This is a genomic window from Streptomyces sp. NPDC102406 (assembly GCF_044765725.1).
Lineage (GTDB): Bacteria > Actinomycetota > Actinomycetes > Streptomycetales > Streptomycetaceae > Streptomyces.
In genome coordinates this window covers 259,816-275,433 of record NZ_JBIWKP010000004.1, presented here as the reverse complement: position 1 = coordinate 275,433, position 15,618 = coordinate 259,816, and the positions used below count along the sequence as shown (strand labels likewise).

The 15,618-nt window shown below is 71.2% G+C and carries 14 protein-coding genes and 1 pseudogene; 9 read left to right on the top strand and 6 right to left on the bottom strand.

What is annotated here, in order from left to right; all coding sequences use genetic code 11:
* Positions 1–87: 87 nt before the first annotated feature.
* Positions 88–792: a response regulator gene (locus ACIRF8_RS19295; protein ID WP_404216396.1), complete on the top strand. Its 705-nt coding sequence runs from the start codon at positions 88–90 to the stop codon at positions 790–792.
* 6 nt (positions 793–798) lie between these two features.
* Here the strand turns inward: ACIRF8_RS19295 and ACIRF8_RS19290 are convergent, their stop codons facing one another.
* Positions 799–2,532, bottom strand: a complete 1,734-nt coding sequence (locus tag ACIRF8_RS19290; protein WP_404216394.1) for a GAF domain-containing protein — start codon at positions 2,530–2,532, stop codon at positions 799–801.
* 361 nt (positions 2,533–2,893) lie between these two features.
* Between ACIRF8_RS19290 and ACIRF8_RS19285 the strand changes: the two genes are divergently transcribed.
* Both ACIRF8_RS19285 and ACIRF8_RS19280 read left to right on the top strand, forming a co-directional pair.
* Complete coding sequence (locus ACIRF8_RS19285; RefSeq protein WP_404216392.1) at positions 2,894–3,604, top strand: PP2C family protein-serine/threonine phosphatase; 711 nt, start codon at positions 2,894–2,896, stop codon at positions 3,602–3,604.
* Between the two features lie 94 nt (positions 3,605–3,698).
* Positions 3,699–3,959 (top strand): DUF5133 domain-containing protein, encoded by a 261-nt coding sequence (locus tag ACIRF8_RS19280; protein ID WP_404216390.1) that lies wholly within the window; start codon positions 3,699–3,701, stop codon positions 3,957–3,959.
* Positions 3,960–3,965: 6 nt separating this feature from the next.
* Here the strand turns inward: ACIRF8_RS19280 and ACIRF8_RS19275 are convergent, their stop codons facing one another.
* Positions 3,966–5,747 carry a coagulation factor 5/8 type domain-containing protein gene (locus ACIRF8_RS19275; protein ID WP_404216388.1) on the bottom strand — a complete coding sequence of 594 codons (1,782 nt, stop codon included), beginning with the start codon at positions 5,745–5,747 and terminating at the stop codon, positions 3,966–3,968.
* Positions 5,748–6,008: 261 nt separating this feature from the next.
* Between ACIRF8_RS19275 and ACIRF8_RS19270 the strand changes: the two are divergent.
* Positions 6,009–6,572, top strand: a pseudogene (locus ACIRF8_RS19270) (glycoside hydrolase family 16 protein); the annotation flags it as partial.
* A 15-nt stretch (positions 6,573–6,587) separates the two neighbouring features.
* Here ACIRF8_RS19270 and ACIRF8_RS19265 read toward each other — a convergent pair.
* Complete coding sequence (locus ACIRF8_RS19265; protein ID WP_404216386.1) at positions 6,588–7,148, bottom strand: DUF4232 domain-containing protein; 561 nt, start codon at positions 7,146–7,148, stop codon at positions 6,588–6,590.
* A gap of 149 nt (positions 7,149–7,297) precedes the next feature.
* Here ACIRF8_RS19265 and ACIRF8_RS19260 point away from each other — a divergent pair, with 149 nt between their 5' ends.
* Positions 7,298–7,936: a TetR/AcrR family transcriptional regulator gene (locus ACIRF8_RS19260; protein WP_404216384.1), complete on the top strand. Its 639-nt coding sequence runs from the start codon at positions 7,298–7,300 to the stop codon at positions 7,934–7,936.
* 120 nt (positions 7,937–8,056) lie between these two features.
* Entirely contained in the window at positions 8,057–9,715 is a 1,659-nt protein-coding gene (locus tag ACIRF8_RS19255) for an MDR family MFS transporter (protein ID WP_404216382.1), read from the top strand.
* A 79-nt stretch (positions 9,716–9,794) separates the two neighbouring features.
* Here the strand turns inward: ACIRF8_RS19255 and ACIRF8_RS19250 are convergent, their stop codons facing one another.
* From ACIRF8_RS19250 to ACIRF8_RS19240, 3 genes are read right to left on the bottom strand one after another with little or no spacing between them, the layout of a single operon-like run.
* Positions 9,795–10,262 carry a pyridoxamine 5'-phosphate oxidase family protein gene (locus ACIRF8_RS19250; protein ID WP_404216380.1) on the bottom strand — a complete coding sequence of 156 codons (468 nt, stop codon included), beginning with the start codon at positions 10,260–10,262 and terminating at the stop codon, positions 9,795–9,797.
* A 43-nt stretch (positions 10,263–10,305) separates the two neighbouring features.
* A complete protein-coding gene (locus ACIRF8_RS19245; RefSeq protein ID WP_404216378.1) occupies positions 10,306–10,830 on the bottom strand; it encodes a GNAT family N-acetyltransferase in 525 nt (174 codons plus the stop codon).
* A gap of 29 nt (positions 10,831–10,859) precedes the next feature.
* Positions 10,860–12,206, bottom strand: coding sequence for an ROK family protein (locus ACIRF8_RS19240; protein WP_404216376.1), 1,347 nt, complete (start codon positions 12,204–12,206; stop codon positions 10,860–10,862).
* A 178-nt stretch (positions 12,207–12,384) separates the two neighbouring features.
* Between ACIRF8_RS19240 and ACIRF8_RS19235 the strand changes: the two genes are divergently transcribed.
* From ACIRF8_RS19235 to ACIRF8_RS19225, 3 genes are read left to right on the top strand one after another with little or no spacing between them, the layout of a single operon-like run.
* Positions 12,385–13,701 (top strand): ABC transporter substrate-binding protein, encoded by a 1,317-nt coding sequence (locus tag ACIRF8_RS19235; RefSeq protein ID WP_404216374.1) that lies wholly within the window; start codon positions 12,385–12,387, stop codon positions 13,699–13,701.
* Positions 13,702–13,715: 14 nt separating this feature from the next.
* A complete protein-coding gene (locus ACIRF8_RS19230) occupies positions 13,716–14,723 on the top strand; it encodes a carbohydrate ABC transporter permease (RefSeq protein ID WP_404216372.1) in 1,008 nt (335 codons plus the stop codon).
* The gene (locus ACIRF8_RS19225; protein WP_404216370.1) at positions 14,716–15,609 is read left to right on the top strand and encodes a carbohydrate ABC transporter permease; all 894 of its coding nucleotides are present in this window, start codon (positions 14,716–14,718) and stop codon (positions 15,607–15,609) included. The genes ACIRF8_RS19230 and ACIRF8_RS19225 overlap by 8 nt, the downstream gene beginning before the upstream one ends.
* Positions 15,610–15,618: the final 9 nt, after the last annotated feature.

Here is a 15,618-nt window from a genome sequence, read left to right as displayed (position 1 = left end):
CGCGGCGAGCCGATCGGGACCGTTCGGCCCTGGCGGATCACCGCGCAGGCCCCCATGATCGAGGGACATCGCATCCGAGGGGGACGTATGCCACAGCCACCCGGTTCCTCCGCGGACCGTCCCATTCGCATCCTGCTCCTCGACGACCACGAGGTGGTCCGGCGCGGCCTGCGCGATCTGCTCGATGCCGAGCCGGACATGGAGGTCGTCGGAGAGGCGGCCACCGCGGCCCAGGCCCTCGCCCGGGGGCCCGCCCTGCGGCCGGACGTCGCCGTGCTCGACGTCCGGCTGCCCGACGGCGACGGCATCACCGTCTGCCGCGAACTGCGCTCGAAGCGGCCCGACTTGAGCTGTCTGATGCTCACGTCGTTCGACGACGACGACGCGCTGCTCGACGCCATCATGGCGGGGGCGGCCGGCTATGTGCTCAAGCAGATCAAGGGCTCCGACCTGGTCTCCGCCGTACGCACCGTCTCCTCCGGCCAGTCGATGCTGGACCCGGCGACGACGGCGCGGCTGATGCGGAGCCTGCGCGGACCCGAGGCCGCGAGCGCGGAACAGGACGACAGCGCCACCGCGGCCGACGGCCGGGTCGCCGACCTCACCGAGCGGGAACGGGACATCCTCGTCCTCGTCGGGGAGGGGCTCACCAACCGGCAGATCGGCCTCAGGCTGTTCCTCTCCGAGAAGACGGTGAAGAACAACATCTCGCGGCTCCTCGCCAAGCTCGGTGTCGAGCGGCGGATCCAGGCGGCGGTGCTGGCCAGCCGGTTGCCACCGCGCCCCCGGTAGCCGCCGTCACTGCCCCGGCCGCAGCGGCACGTGCCACTCCAGACGTGCGCCGTCGCCGCTCGCCCGGGTCGTGGTGGTCAGCGTGCCGCCCCGGCCGCGAGCGCGCGCCGCCATGTTCGCGAGGCCGCTGCGGTGCTCGGTCACCTCCTCCGGGATGCCGACGCCGTCGTCCTCCACGGTCAGGGCCAGGGCGCCGCCCCGTACGACGAGCGCGACCTCGGCGGAGGAGGCGTGCGCGTGCCGCGCCACGTTCGTCAGCGCCTCGCCGAGCACGGCCACGGCGTCGTCGGCGACGGGCGGCGGTACGTCCACGTCGATCAGTCCCTCCATCCGCAGGGCCGGGGTGAAGCCGAGCACGCGCGCCGCGTCCTCCACGGCCCGCACCGTGCGGATCCGCAGCCCGGCACCGGTCGGCCGTGCCTCCTGCTCCCGCAGGCCGAAGATGGTCGAACGGATGATCTTGATGGTGGTGTCCAGGTCGTCGACGGCCCGCATCAGCCGCTCCGAGGCCTGCGGATGCTGCACGAACCGTTGTGCGCTCTGCAACGTCATACCTGTCGCGAACAGCCGCTGGATGGCCAGGTCGTGCAGGTCCCGGGCGATGCGGTCACGGTCCTCGAGCAGGCTCATCTGCTCCGCGTCGCGGCGCCGGTCCGCCAGCTCCAGGGCGAGCGCCGCCTGCCCGGCGAACCCGACCAGCGGTACCAACTCGGCGGCGGAGAAGGGCTGTCGCTCCGCGCGGCGGGCGAGCGTCAGCACGCCCCGCACGGTCTCGTGGGTGCCGATGGGCACGGCGACGGCGGGGCCGAGCCCCTTCCAGCGGGCCGGCTGATAGGTGATCCTCGGGTCCGCCAGCACATCGTCCGACGTGACCAGTTCGCCGGCGGCCAGCGCGGCGCCCGCGAAGGTGCCTTTGCGCGGCAGCGTCACGTCGTGGTGGGGCGCCGCGTACTGTCCGAGCGCCAGCGTCTCGTGCAGCTCGTCGGTGCCGGGGATGACCAGTGCCACCATGCCGAGGTCCGCGGCGGCGATCTCCCGGGCGCGCTCCACCATCAGCCGCAGCACCGGCATCTCCGCGGTGCCCGACAGCAGGCTACCGGTGAACTCCGCGCTCAACTGGAGCCATCGCTCACGGAGTTGGACTTCCTCGTACAGGCGCGCGTTCTCGATCGCGACGCCCGCGGCGGCGCCGAGGGTCTGGAGCACCGCCACGTCCTCGGCGTCGAAATCCATGCCTCCCCGCTTCTGGGTGAGGTACAGATTGCCGAACACGTGGTCGCGCACCCGGATGGGAACGCCCACGAAGGTGTGCATCGGCGGATGGTGCGGCGGGAACCCCGACGACGCCGAGTGGTCCGCGAGTTCGGGCAGCCGCAGCGGCTCGGGGTGGCGGATCAGCTCACCGAGCAGGCCGTGCCCCGAGGGCAGGTCGCCGATGCGGGCCCGCAGGGTGTCGCTGATGCCGACGGGCAGGAACTGCGAGAGCTTGCGCCGGTCCTCGCCGATCACGCCCAGGGCGCCGTACTCGGCGTCGACCAGGACCACCGCCGCCTCCACGATGCGGCGCAGCACCTGCGAGAGGTTCAGCTCCTGGCCGACCGAGAGGACCGCCTCCAGCAGGCCCTGGAGACGGTCGCGGGTGCCGCGTACGGCGTCGATCCGCGCCTGGAGTTCTTCGAGCAGTTCGTCGAGCCGCAACCTCGGCAGCGGCCCGGGCCCCCGTGCAGCATCGTTGCCCATCCGTCCTCCGCGGGACTTCGGCGCACGTCCGTCCTCCTCACGGTAGCGGCCCGGGCCGCCGTCATGACCTGCCTTGTCGCACCCGGGACGGTGGAGTGCGGGCGTCCGGTGCGGATCGCCCCCACGCGGCGGTGCCGTGGCGCGCGCGGAACCTCGTCCGTGCGGCGAAGGAAAAGAGGAAACTGCCTTCTCCCGCGAGCCTGGCGCGTGCCAGGATCAGGATGCCCCGGGCACATTCTGTGCATGCTTCGGGGAAACCGTCACACAGAGCGCCCGGATGACTACACTCTCCGGGACATCGAAACGGCCGCGCTCCCCTCCCGCCGGAACCGCCCGCCCGGCCCGCCCCCGGAAGGCTCCCATGACCACCCGCCCGCGTACGACGAGCTCGCTCCCGGAGACGGTCGGCACCCTGAGCGTCTGCGCCCGCCGCCTGACCTCGGGCGCCCGGCAGGACGGCAGGGGCGGCGACCTGCACGGCGCCGTCGCCACCCCGTTCGGCACCCGGCTGCTCATCGGGGACGTCATGGGGAAGGGCCCCGAACTGTCCCGTACCGCCGATGCCGTACTCCGCGCCTGGCATCAACTGGCCGGGCGTCAGCGGTCGTTGGAGGTGCTCGCGGTCCGGCTCCATTCGCTGGTCGCCCACTCCGACGAGCCCGACCGGTTCGTCACCGCCACGTTCGTGAGCGTCGCCGACGACGGCTCCGCCGAGCTCGTCTGCTGCGGCCATCCGCCACCACTGCTCCTGCGGGGCGGCGGCGCGGTGCCCGCCGCCGTGCCGGCCCCCGCGCCCCCGCTCGGCCTGCTCGACCTCGCCCACGGCTGGTGCGCGGCCCAGCCCGTCCCGCGCACCGCCTGGGACCGGATGCTGCTGCACACCGACGGGGCCTCCGAGGCGCGTGATGCCACCGGCACCTTCTACCCCCTCGCCGAGCGCGCCGCCGAACTGGGCCGGGCAGCCCTCGCCGCCTTCACCGCCGCCCTCGCCGCCGACCTGATCCACTACGCGCGCGGGCCCTTGCAGGACGACGCCACGCTCCTCGCCGTCGAGCCGGCGCCCGCCCCCTGACCGCGGGTCCCGCGACGGGCCGGCACCCGTCCGTTTGCCCGATGATCGGCAGGGCACAAGGGCGAGGACCCCGCGACGACAAGGAGCCCTCACGATGCTGCTGGCCCACCCCGCCCTGCTGGCCGATCTCGTCCGCGAGTACGAGGCGCTCAGCCTGCTCGACGCCGACGAGGGCGGCGCCGAGGCGCGGCGCCGCCTGGACGACGTCTCCTACACGCTGTGCGTCGCGACCGGCACCCGCGACATCGACGCCGCCCTCGTCGCGGCCAGGCACCGGCTGCCCGGTGCCCGGGTCCACGACGACTCGCTCATCGGGGCGGCCCGCCCCAGGACGGCGCGGATGTCGAAGGTGTGAGACCGGTCAGGGGTAGGACACCACCGTCGACGGCACGGTGGACGTCCCCGAGGTGGCGGCCCCGATGTTGTTGATCACGTGCTCGTACTGGCCGTTGCCGCCCAGTGAGACCACCAGCAGATCGTGGAACTTCACGCCCGCCGTGTTCGGCGCCGCGAAGCCGTGGTCCTGCCGGATGGTCGGATCCACGTTGTAGTAGCAGTACGAGCCGAGCCCCCAACCCTCGTGACTGGTCACGGAGTTGGCGACCTTGTACGCGGCGTAGCCCCGCACCGAGCCGTTCTGGATCGCGGCCTGGTTCGGGGCGTCGTAAGCCTTCTCGTTCTGGAAGAAGATCGTGCGTCCCCGCTGGCCGTTCCACTGCACGTCGTACTTGTTGAAGTGCTCCACGAACAGGCCGGTGGCCAGCACGTCGTCGCCGTTGACGACGATGCCGTAGTCGGCGCGGTTCGTCTCCCAGCCGACGCCGGTGCCGTGGTCGGCGCGCCACACCCAGGTGTGGTCGACGATCGTGTGCCGCGCGTTGATCACCATGCTGGTGGTGGCCTTGCCCGCGCCCGCGCCGCCGATCCGTACGAACACGTCCTGCACGGTGATCGGGTCGGCCGAGTGGTCCGCGGACGCGCCCTGCGGGCCGACCTCCAGCAGGACGGGGGAGTTGACGGGCCCCGCGTCGATGAGGAACCCGGCCAGCCGCACCCCGCCCACGTCCGCCACCTTGAGCGCGGTGACCCCGCCGTCCGGGACGAGCGTGGCATAGCCGAGACCGAGGACGACGGTGCCCGCCCGGTTCACCCGGATCGGCGCGTCGAGGTGGTAGATGCCGGGCGTCAGAAGCAGGTGCAGCCCCTGGGACAGGGCGGCGTTGATGGTGGCCGCGCTCACCCCGGGCTTGGCGACGTAGAACTGGCTCAGCGGGACCGACGTGCCGCGCGGGGTGCCGCTGCCCCAGCTCGTACCGCGTGCGTTGGTCCGCTTCTCCGGCAAGAACACCTTGTACTCCGCGCCGTCCAGATACAGGAACGGCTTCTCGCGGGAGACCGGTGTGGTGTTCAGGGTGGTGTACGGCGGGTTGGGGAAGCTCTGCGCGGGCGCGCCCTCGACGCCCGAGAAGACCATGTTCCAGACGGCGTTGGCCCAGCCGCCGACGGACGAGTCACGGGTGTACCACTGCTGCTGGGAGTAGGGTCCCACGCTGCCGTCGATGCGGCTGTCGGCGATGTAACCGCCACTGGCCCAGCCGTATCCGGCGGGTGCCAGGTTGAGGCCGCCGCGCACATGCATCCGGCGGAACGGGGCGGCCTGCGCGACGGCCCACCGGTTCGTGCCGTTGACCGGCACCAGCGCGAGGTTCTCGGCGCTGCGCCAGAAGTTCTGCGTCGCGTTGCCGTCGAACCAGCCCGCGTCGACCGTGACGTCCCCGTTGATGGTGGTGTTGTCGGGGGACAGGCCCAGGCCCGCTATCGAGGTGTAGAAGCCGAGTTGGGCGTTGAGGCCGTGGTAGGTGCCCGGCTTGAACAGGAGCGCGTAGCGCCCGGTGCCGAACTGCGCCGTCTCCTGCTTCTTAAAGATCTCGTCGAGCTTGGCCTGGATACCGGGGGTGGAGGGGTCGAAGACGATCACGTTGGGGCCGAGATCGCCGCCGCCGGCCAGGGGTGCGCGCGACTCGGCCGACGGCTTGGCAGGTGCGGCGGAGGCGACCGCCGAACCGAGCACGGGCAGGGCGGCCGAGGCGGCGACCGCGCCGAGGACGGTCCGACGGGAAGGGGGCGGGGGGAGGTGGGACACGGCGGCTCTCCTGGTTCATGAAGTGAACGAGTGGGGGTGGTGGGAGCGCTCTCCTGGCGACGCATGCTTCAGGCGTGTGAAACGGGCGTCAAGAGTTGTGACCGAAGTTCGCGGCGATTCGGGGGGCGCAGCCCCAACAAAACGCCCAAAGTGGGCAGTTGCTCGTCGTCGGCGATTCAGGAAGTGACGGAAGGAGTCCTTCACATCCGTCCCCTCCGGCACGCTTGACACTCGGAGACGGGGACTCATACCTTCCGCCGAGAGCGCTGCCCGGTCAACGGCGGGTCGCAGGCCTGCGTCGACTCCACCGACTCCGTCCGCACGCAGAACGGCAACCTGGTCCTCGCCGCCAAGTACTGCGAGGGCACCTACGGCAAGGTCAGCGTGCGAATGAGGCTGCCCGTCGGCGACGGGTTCTGGCCCGCCTTCTGGCTGCTCGGCAGCGACGTGGACGACCCCTCGGTGTCATGGCCCGCGTCGGGCGAGACCGACATCATGGAGAACATCGGCTACGGCGACTGGACCAGCCCCGCGCTGCACGGCCCCGGCTGCTCCGCGGACGGCAGCATCGGCGCGCGGCAGCACTGTCCCGACGGCGGCCTGGCCGACCAGTGGCATACCGGTGGAGCGCTGCACGACCTGGTCGTCGACGGTGAAGCGCAGTTCGGGCGGGGTCCACTCGACCCCGTAGGCGGCGCCTGTCCGGCGGGCTGGAACAAGGTCACCCAGCCCTGCTGGGGGCTTCCGCAGTCCAGCGTGGACGCGATCGCGCGCGGCGGTGTCCAGGCGGAGGTGGACCGGGTCCGCGTGGAGCAGAAGCGGTGAGCGCCTGAGAGCCTCCTAGACGGCGAGGATGCCCCGGCCGGTCGTCTCCTCGTGGAGCACCTGCGCCGCCCGCTCCTGGGACGTCTGCCAGAGCGTGGTCACCGGCTCGAAGACGCGCAGCCCGGCCGGGGCACCCAGCTTCAGCACCTGGAACGTACGGCCGTCGTGGTCCGGCACGGCGGCCACATGCACGGACAGGACGGTACGGGCCTCCTCCTCGGCGTCCTTGGAGTCCGACAGGGAGCGGACGGCCGCGTAGGCGGTGCTGTGCCCGGCCAGTTCCCGCCCGGCGTGCGGCAGGGCCGGCACGGGCAGGGCGGCCCCGTCGAGATCGCCGTAGGTGACGGTGGGGACGCGGTCGACGAGGCAGGCCCGCGCCGAGTCGTTGCGCACGCTCAGCCTCAGCACGCCGTCGCTGTCGTCGGACGGCTCGGCGCGCACCGTCAGATCCTTCTCGGCGCAGGGTGCCGGTTTCGCGGCGGACGGTCCCGCCCAGGCGGCGGGGATCGCGAGGGAGATGAGGGCGACCGCGGCGACGGCGGCGGCCACGACAGGACGTGCGTGCGTCGGATGCATCGGGAACCCCACATCGTTGCCGCAATACGGACATACCAGGCTAGCCCGGAGGGCGGTCTCCGCGCATCGCCAGGGATCGGGACGGGGTGGAGGTGGGCGGGGCGGGGTGGAGTGACCGCAAGTTTGCACGGTGTGCAAGAATCCTCCGCGTGATCACCACCGACCCGCAGCCGAGCGCCCCCACCGAGGGGCTGCGCGCCCGCAGGCGCCGCCGTACCCGGGCCGAGCTGCACGCCGCCACCGTGCGGCTCGTCCGCGAACTGGGCTTCGCGCACGTCACGGTCGAGATGATCAGCACCGAGGTCGGTGTCTCACCCCGTACCTTCTTCAACTACTTCCCCAGCAAGGAAGCCGCGCTGTTCGCCCTGCCCGGCAGTCTGCCGCCCGCCCTCGCCGACCGGTTCGCCGAAGGGACCGGCCAGGACACCGACGCCGTCCTGCGCGACCTCGGCGACGTGCTCGCCGACCACCTCCAGGAGGCGGCCCCCAGCCCCCAGGAGCTGGAGGACATGCTGCGTATCGCCGAGGGTGTGCCGTCCGTCCTCGCCACCTTCCTCGCCCAGTGCGAGGCGGCGGAGCGCGAACTCGCCCGCACGATCGCCCGGCGTACCGGCACCCCCGCCCAGGGGGAGAGCGCCGAACTGCTCGCGGGCATCGCCATGGCGACCGTCCGCAGCGCGCTCAAGAGGTGGTCGCGGACGGGCGAGAACCGCGGCGGCCCCGCGGTCTGCGTACGGGAGTCCTTCACGACCCTGCGCACGCTGCTCGGGCAGGCCGCGGTGCGGTAGGCACGCCCCACGACGCACCTCTCCCAGGACCCCGCACCACCCGTACGCGGCCACCGCTCTCCCCATGCCGCACGGTCAGCCGAACCATCCACACCCGTACGTACATCGGAGAACCACGCAATGACGCACGCCCCCGCGACCGAGGGCATCGACAGCGATCCCACCGAGAGCGCAGAGAGCGCAGAGAGCGCAGAGAGCGCAGAGAGCGCGGAGAGCGCGGAAAGCACGGTCAAGCCGGCCAACTTCGGGCTGATCTTCGCCGCGCTGATGCTGACCATGCTGCTCGGCGCCCTCGACCAGACCATCGTCTCCACCGCCCTGCCGACCATCGTCGGCGAGCTCAACGGCATCGAGCACATGGCGTGGATCACCACCGCCTACATCCTCGCCGCCACCATCGGCATGCCGGTCTACGGCAAGCTCGGCGACCTCATGGGCCGCAAGAACATCTTCCTCGCCGGTATAGCCCTGTTCCTGGTGGGCTCGGTGGTCTGCGGACTCGCCCAGAACATGGGCACGTTGATCGCGGGCCGCGCCCTCCAGGGCCTCGGCGGCGGTGGCCTCATGATCACCTCGCAGGCGATCATCGCCGACCTCGTGCCGCCGCGTGAGCGCGCCAAGTACATGGCACCGATGGGCGCCGTCTTCGGTCTGTCCTCCGTCGTGGGACCGCTGCTCGGCGGCTGGTTCACGGACGAGCACTCCTGGCGCTGGGCGTTCTGGGTCAACCTGCCGCTCGGTGTCCTCGCCCTCTTCGTCGCCGCCGTCGCGATCAAGCTGCCGCGCAAGACCGTCCAGGTCACGCTCGACTACCTCGGCACCGCCCTGATGGCCGCCGCCGTCACCTGCACCGTCCTCTTCGCGAGCTGGGGCGGCACCCAGTACGCCTGGTCCGACCCGCTGGTCATCGGTCTCGGCGTCGGCGCGGTGATCGCCTGGGTCCTGTTCTTCGTCGCGGAGAAGCGCGCCGAGGAGCCGGTGATCCCGCTCCACCTGTTCCGCAGCCCGATCTTCAACGTGGCCACGCTGCTCGGCATGATCGTCATCGGCCTCGGCATGTTCGCGATCGTCGGGTACATGCCCACCTACCTCCAGATGGTCTACGGCAAGTCCGCCACCGAGTCCGGGCTGCTGCTGATCCCCATGGTCGTCGGCATCATGGGCACCGCCCTGCCGTCCGGCGCGATCATGTCCAGGACGGGCCGCTACAAGATCTATCCGATCGTCGGCACCGCGATCATCATGCTCGTCGCGTACCTGATGTCGACGCTCGACGTCTCCGACCCGGTCTGGCTCGTCTGCCTCTACGTCGGTCTCGCGGGCGCCGGTGTCGGCCTGATGATGCAGACGCTGGTGCTCGCCGTGCAGAACGACTTCCCGGGCTCGGAGGTCGGCACGGCCACCTCCGCGAACAACTTCTTCCGCGAGATCGGCGCGACGCTCGGTGTCGCCGTGGTCGGCGCCGTGTTCGCCAGCCGCCTCACCGACAAGCTCGCCGCCGGCCTCCCGGCGGAGGCCGCGGCCAAGGTCGGCGACAGCGACTCGCTCACCCCCGCCCTGGTCCGCGATCTCCCGCCGGCGCTGCGCGAGACCGTCGTCAACTCCTACCAGGAAGCGCTCGTCCCGATCTTCCTGTACCTGTTGCCGGTCTTCGCGGTCGGCCTGGTGCTCGCCTTCGTCCTGAAGGAGAAGCCGCTCGCCGACAGCGCCGACTGGCACGCCGAGAACACAGCGCCCGGCGACGCCTCCGCCGAGAAGGAGCCGACCCCGGTCGGCTGACCCACCCGGCCACCCCCGTGCCCCTCGCCGCCCGCGCGGCGAGGGGCACACGCGCGTGTGCCTCGTGCGCGGTCGGTTGTCAGTCCTCGACGAGCCATTCCCCGTCGCGCATCAGGTCCCGGTCGGCGATCTCGTTCACCTCGCGCCAGGCCTGGACGAGCAGCGGGCGGATACGGAAGTACGGGTACGGGCCGGCGGAGTCACGCGGGTCGAACCCGCACTTCGCCGCGAACGTGTCGCAGAACGCGGTCGTGGCCTCCGCGTCCGGCACCACCTCGGCCTCGCCCACGATCCGCACGACGTCCCGGGTCTCCCCGAGGGTGAGCTGCACCCGCCCGGTCGCGAGGAGATTGCGGGCGAGCGGATTCGTGGCACGGGTCGACACATGGACATGCCCGTCCTGCCACAGGAACGACAGCGGCATCAGATACGGCTGCCCGCCCTCGGCCCCGGCCGTCGCCACCCACGCGTCGACGTCCGTCTCCAGCCGGGCGAGAGTGTCCTGCTTGCGCTGCTTCGCCGAACGGGCGGGCGCGGCCTGCGTCATCAAGGCTCCTTCGTGCGGGACCGGTCGAAAGGCGGCGCCGTCGTCACGACGGCGGCGCCGCGTAACACCGTACGTCCACCAACTCGCCAGGCCCCCAGCGTTGTCGCGTCGCGCCCAGGCATTCCCAGCCGAGCCGTTCGTACAGGGCGACGGCCGCGCTGTCCGTCGCGACGACGTCGAGGACGGCACGCGCGCCGCGCCGCCGTGCCTCCCGCACGGCCCGGTCGAGCAGCGCCGCCCCGATCCTGTGCCCCCGGGCCGCGGGGTCGACGAACAGCCTGCTGACGACCGCCACCTCGGTGTCCACCGAGCCCGGGAGCACGGTCGGCGCCACATCGCCCGCGCCCGGTGGCACCAGCATCACGTGCCCGACGACCCGCCCGCCCCACTGCGCGACCCAGGCCGCGGCGTGCCGGTCGCCGGTGAGCCAACCGGCGGGGTCGGACGGCCAGTTGACGGGGTAGCCGTCCGCCGCGTGCACCGCGCCGAGGACGGTGGCGCACGCGTCGAGGTCGTCGGTGTCGCGCGCCCTGACCAGCGGTTCGGCGGCAGTGGTGATCTTTCGCACGGCCTCATGGAAGCACGTTCCGCCCGCGGCTACTGGCCCGACGCCTGACCTTCCACGGCAGGGACCCGTCCCCGTACGCCCCGCCGTGCCACCAACGCCCGCCGCCAACCCGGGAGTTCCTGCGCCGGGGCCGGTTCGGCCCGGCGACCGCCCCGGGCGAAGAACCCCGCGAGCGGCAGGGTGGCGGCGCCGACCGTCACCGCGTCGGGGCCGAGGCGGCCCAGCTCCACACCGACCCGGCCCACCGGATAGTCGAGCGCGTACGTGCCGATGTGCCGGCGCACCGACTCCAGGAAGCGGGGTCCGAGCCGCAGCCCCGCCCAGCCGCCGATCAGGACGCGCTCCGGCTGGAAGAGGTTGATCAGGTCGGACAGGCCCGCCCCCAGGTACTCGGCGGTCTCCGCCAGGACCGAGAGCGCCAGCGCCCGTTCCCGCTCGGAGGCGTCCGGGCGGCCTTGCCCGTAGGCGGTCTCCAGGAGTTCGGTCAGCGCCGCCTCCTCGCCGCCGTCGCCGCTCGGGGACCCGCCCGCCTCCCGCCACCGCTCGACGAGCGCCTGCGCTCCCGCGTACGCCTCCAGGCAGCCCAGCGCCCCGCACCGGCAGCGCCGCCCCCGCACCCGCACCGTCAGGTGGCCCCATTCGACGGCCCGCCCCTCGGCGCCCTCCTCGGCGACCACGCAGGCCCCGACGCCCGAGCCGAACAGCACCACGACCGCGCTGCCGGCCCCGCGCCCGGCCCCGAACCACATCTCGGCCTGACCGAGCGTCTTGGCGCCGTTGTCGATGAAGTACGGCACGGAAGAGGGGAGTTGGGAGCCCTCGCGCAGCAACTGCTCCAGGGGAACCGCCCGCCAGCCGATCGTCTGGCCGTGCACCACGGCGCCGCGCTCCGGCTCCCGGGCCACGATGCCGGGGACGCCGACGCCCACCCCGAGCAGGTGCCCGGGGTCCGCGTCCGCCGCCGCCAGGACATCGGCGACGCCGTCGCGGATGTGCCGCACCACGAGATCGACGTCGTAGCGGTCCCGCACGGCCAAGGGCCTTTCCACCCGGGCGAGTTCGGTGAGGACCAGGTCGAACAGCTCGACGCGGACCAGGTTCTCGCCGACGTCCACCCCGATCAGCAGGCCGCAGTCCGGCGCGATCCGCAGCAGCGTGCGGGGCCGTCCGCCGTCGGACTCGACGCTGCCCGCCTCCTCCACAAGACCCTCGGCGGCCAGCTCCGCCACCACATTGCTGACGGAACCTGAACTCAGGCCGGTCGCCGGGCCCAGCTCGTACCGGCTCAGCGGACCGTCGAAATACAACTGTTGCAATAGGGCCGCGCGATTCTCGCGCCGCAGGTCGTGCACCGTACGCCCGTTCCGCCCGGCCATGATCTCCCTCTCCCTGCGTCGACAAGACGCCAACAACCCCCGACCCGCGCAAGATACCCGTGCGCGAGCCCTTGACGCCCTCTTCCTGTGCGGCTTAACTCACAGCCTAAATTAAGCCCTGAGGGCGTTCATTACCTGAACGCGTCGGGGTTCCTCCGGATAAGGGACACCTGGAGCCATGAGCAGAATCCGAGCCGCAGCCGTCGGCGCCGCCACCCTCTCGCTCGCCCTCGCCGCGACCGCCTGCGGCGGCGGCTCGTCCTCGGGGGGCGGGTCCGACGCCTCCCCGAAGACCCTCACGTACTGGGCCTCCAACCAGGGCCCCAGCATCTCGGTCGACAAGAAGGTCCTCCAGCCCGAACTCGACAAGTTCGAGCAGCAGACCGGGATCAAGGTCAAGCTCGAGGTCGTCCCGTGGACGGACCTGCTCAACCGGATCCTCACCGCCACCACCTCCGGCCAGGGCCCCGACATCCTCAACATCGGCAACTCCTGGAGCGCCTCGCTCCAGGCCAGCGGCGCACTGCTGCCCTGGGACGCGAAGAACTTCGAGAAGATCGGCGGCAAGGACCGGTTCGTCGCCTCCGCCGTCGAATCGGCCGGCGTCCAGGGCAAGGACCCCGCCGCGGTGCCGCTGTACTCGCTGTCGTACGCGCTCTTCTACAACAAGAAGATGTTCAAGGACGCGGGGATACCGAAGCCCCCGACCACCTGGGACGAGATCGTCGCCGACGGCAAGAAGATCTCCAAGAACGGCAAGTGGGGACTGGCGGCCGAGGGCTCCAACCTGTCCAACAACATCCACCAGGTCTTCGTCCTCGCCAAGCAGCACGGCGCCGACTGGTTCACCGCCGACGGCAAGCCGGACTTCACCTCCGACGGCGCCGTCGCGGCCGTCAAGCAGTACGTCGACCTGATGGCCAAGGACAAGATCATCGCGCCGGGCAACGCCGAGTACGCGCAGAACCAGTCCCTGAGCGACTTCTCCAAGGGCAAGACCGCGATGGTGCTGTGGCAGGCCGCCGCCTCCACCTTCGCCTCCCAGGGCATGAAGGACGACGAGTGGGGCGTCGTGCCCGCACCCGTCCAGTCCGGCGCCCCCGGCCAGGGCCGCAACATCAACTCCATGGTCGCCGGCATCAACATCGCCGTGTTCAAGAACACCAAGAACCTCGACGGCGCCACGAAGTTCGTGAAGTTCATGACGAGCGACGAGGAGTCGAAGATCCTCAACAAGGCCTACGGCTCGGTCCCGCCGGTCAAGGCCGCCCAGGGTGACGCGGCCTTCGACACACCCTCCACGTCCGTCGTCAAGGACACCCTCGCCAAGAGCGCGGCCCCGCTGCCGCAGGTCGCGGACGAGTCGCAGTTCGAGACCGCCGTCGGCACGGCCGTGAAGGAACTGTTCGCGGACGCCGCCGCCGGCAAGCCGGTCACCACGGACTCCGTGAAGGCCGCGCTGACCAAGGCCCAGCAGTCGATGCCGACGAAGTGAGTCCGGAGACCCTCATGACCACGACCGCCACCACCCCCGCCGAGGCGGGGGAGGGGCGGGCCGTCGGCGAGAAGACCCCCGGAGCGGCGCGCGGCAAGAACCGCCGCCCCGGGCGGATCCGCCGCATCGGCCTGCCGTACCTGCTGCTCCTGCCGGCCCTGGCCCTCGAACTCCTCGTGCACCTCGTGCCGATGGTCATCGGCATCGTGATGAGCTTCCGCGAGCTGACCCAGTTCTACATCCGCGACTGGACCACCGCCCCCCGGACCGGCCTCGACAACTTCGAGGTGGCCGTCGACTTCGACGCCCCCGTCGGCCAGGCCCTGCTCCACTCCTTCTTCGTGACCGTCCTGTTCACCGTCCTGTCCGTCGGCCTGTGCTGGGCGATCGGCACGGCGGCGGCGATCTACATGCAGGAGACGTTCAAGGGCCGAGGCATCCTGCGCGCCGTGTTCCTCATCCCGTACGCGCTGCCCGTCTACGCCGCCGTGATCACCTGGGTCTTCATGTTCCAGCACGACAACGGCCTGGTGAACCACGTCCTGCACGACCAACTCGGCGTCACCGACAAGCCCTCGTTCTGGCTCATCGGCGACAACAGCTTCTACGCGCTCCTCACCGTCTCCGTGTGGAAGGGCTGGCCGTTCGCCTTCCTCATCGTGATGGCGGGACTCCAGAACATCCCCAAGGAGATGTACGAGGCCGCCTCCCTCGACGGCGCCGGCCTGTGGCAGCAACTACGCCGCATCACCCTGCCCTCACTGCGCCCCGTCAACCAGGTCCTCGTCCTCGTCCTGTTCCTGTGGACGTTCAACGACTTCAACACGCCGTACGTGATGTTCGGCAAGGCGGCGCCGAAGGCCGCGGACCTGATCTCGGTCCACATCTACCAGTCGTCGTTCGTCACCTGGAACTTCGGCAGCGGCTCCGCCATGTCCGTCCTGCTCCTGCTGTTCCTGCTCGTCGTGACCGGCGTGTACCTGGCGCTCACCTCACGGGGAAGGAAGACCGCCGATGTCTGACACCCACGTCGCCCGGGCCGCGACCGGCGCCCCGCACCGCTCGCCGACGGCCGCGCCCCGCTCCTTCGTCTGGTCCCGGCGGATCTTCCTGACGCTGCTCACCGGCTTCGTGCTGCTGCCCGTCTTCGTCATGGTCTCCAGCTCGCTCAAGCCGCTCGAAGACGTGCAGGGCGAGTTCCACTGGATCCCCAGCGGGCTGACGATCCGGCCGTACATCGACATCTGGTCGACCGTCCCGCTCGCCCGGTACTTCACCAACTCGCTGATCGTGGCGGGCACGGCGACGGTCTGCTCGGTCGTCATCGCGGTGTTCGCCGCCTACGCGGTCAGCCGCTACCGCTTCCGCGGCAAGCGCGTCTTCACGGTGACCGTCCTGTCGACGCAGATGCTGCCCGGCATCCTCTTCCTGCTGCCGCTGTTCCTCCTCTACGTCAACATCGGCAACGCCACCGGCATCGCCCTGTTCGGCTCGCGCGGCGGACTGATCCTCACCTACATGACGTTCACGCTGCCGTTCTCGATCTGGATGCTGATCGGGTACTTCGAGTCGGTGCCGCGCGACCTCGACGAGGCCGCCCTCGTCGACGGCTGCGGCCCCCTCGGCGCCCTGTTCCGCATCATCGTGCCGGCCGCGATCCCCGGCATCGTCGCGGTCGCCGTCTACTCGTTCATGACGGCCTGGGGCGAAGTGCTGTTCGCCTCCGTCATGACCAACGACACGACCCGCACCCTCTCCGTCGGCCTCGGCGCCTACGCCAACCTCAACGACGTGTACTGGAACCAGATCATGGCCGCCTCCCTGGTCGTCAGCGTGCCCGTCGTCGCCGGCTTCCTGCTGCTCCAGCGCTACCTCGTCACCGGACTGACCGCCGGCGCCGTCAAGTGACCGACGCCC

What these genes read in the sequence shown, in the direction of transcription:
- ACIRF8_RS19235 (WP_404216374.1), top strand. Translation starts at nt 12,385, where the DNA reads ATGAGCAGAATCCGAGCCGCAGCCGTCGGCGCCGCCACCCTCTCGCTC.
- ACIRF8_RS19255 (WP_404216382.1), top strand. Translation starts at nt 8,057, where the DNA reads ATGACGCACGCCCCCGCGACCGAGGGCATCGACAGCGATCCCACCGAG.
- ACIRF8_RS19280 (WP_404216390.1), top strand. Translation starts at nt 3,699, where the DNA reads ATGCTGCTGGCCCACCCCGCCCTGCTGGCCGATCTCGTCCGCGAGTAC.
- ACIRF8_RS19265 (WP_404216386.1), bottom strand. Translation starts at nt 7,148, where the DNA reads ATGCATCCGACGCACGCACGTCCTGTCGTGGCCGCCGCCGTCGCCGCG.
- ACIRF8_RS19230 (WP_404216372.1), top strand. Translation starts at nt 13,716, where the DNA reads ATGACCACGACCGCCACCACCCCCGCCGAGGCGGGGGAGGGGCGGGCC.
- ACIRF8_RS19290 (WP_404216394.1), bottom strand. Translation starts at nt 2,532, where the DNA reads ATGGGCAACGATGCTGCACGGGGGCCCGGGCCGCTGCCGAGGTTGCGG.
- ACIRF8_RS19295 (WP_404216396.1), top strand. Translation starts at nt 88, where the DNA reads ATGCCACAGCCACCCGGTTCCTCCGCGGACCGTCCCATTCGCATCCTG.
- ACIRF8_RS19285 (WP_404216392.1), top strand. Translation starts at nt 2,894, where the DNA reads ATGACCACCCGCCCGCGTACGACGAGCTCGCTCCCGGAGACGGTCGGC.
- ACIRF8_RS19225 (WP_404216370.1), top strand. Translation starts at nt 14,716, where the DNA reads ATGTCTGACACCCACGTCGCCCGGGCCGCGACCGGCGCCCCGCACCGC.
- ACIRF8_RS19250 (WP_404216380.1), bottom strand. Translation starts at nt 10,262, where the DNA reads ATGACGCAGGCCGCGCCCGCCCGTTCGGCGAAGCAGCGCAAGCAGGAC.
- ACIRF8_RS19240 (WP_404216376.1), bottom strand. Translation starts at nt 12,206, where the DNA reads ATGGCCGGGCGGAACGGGCGTACGGTGCACGACCTGCGGCGCGAGAAT.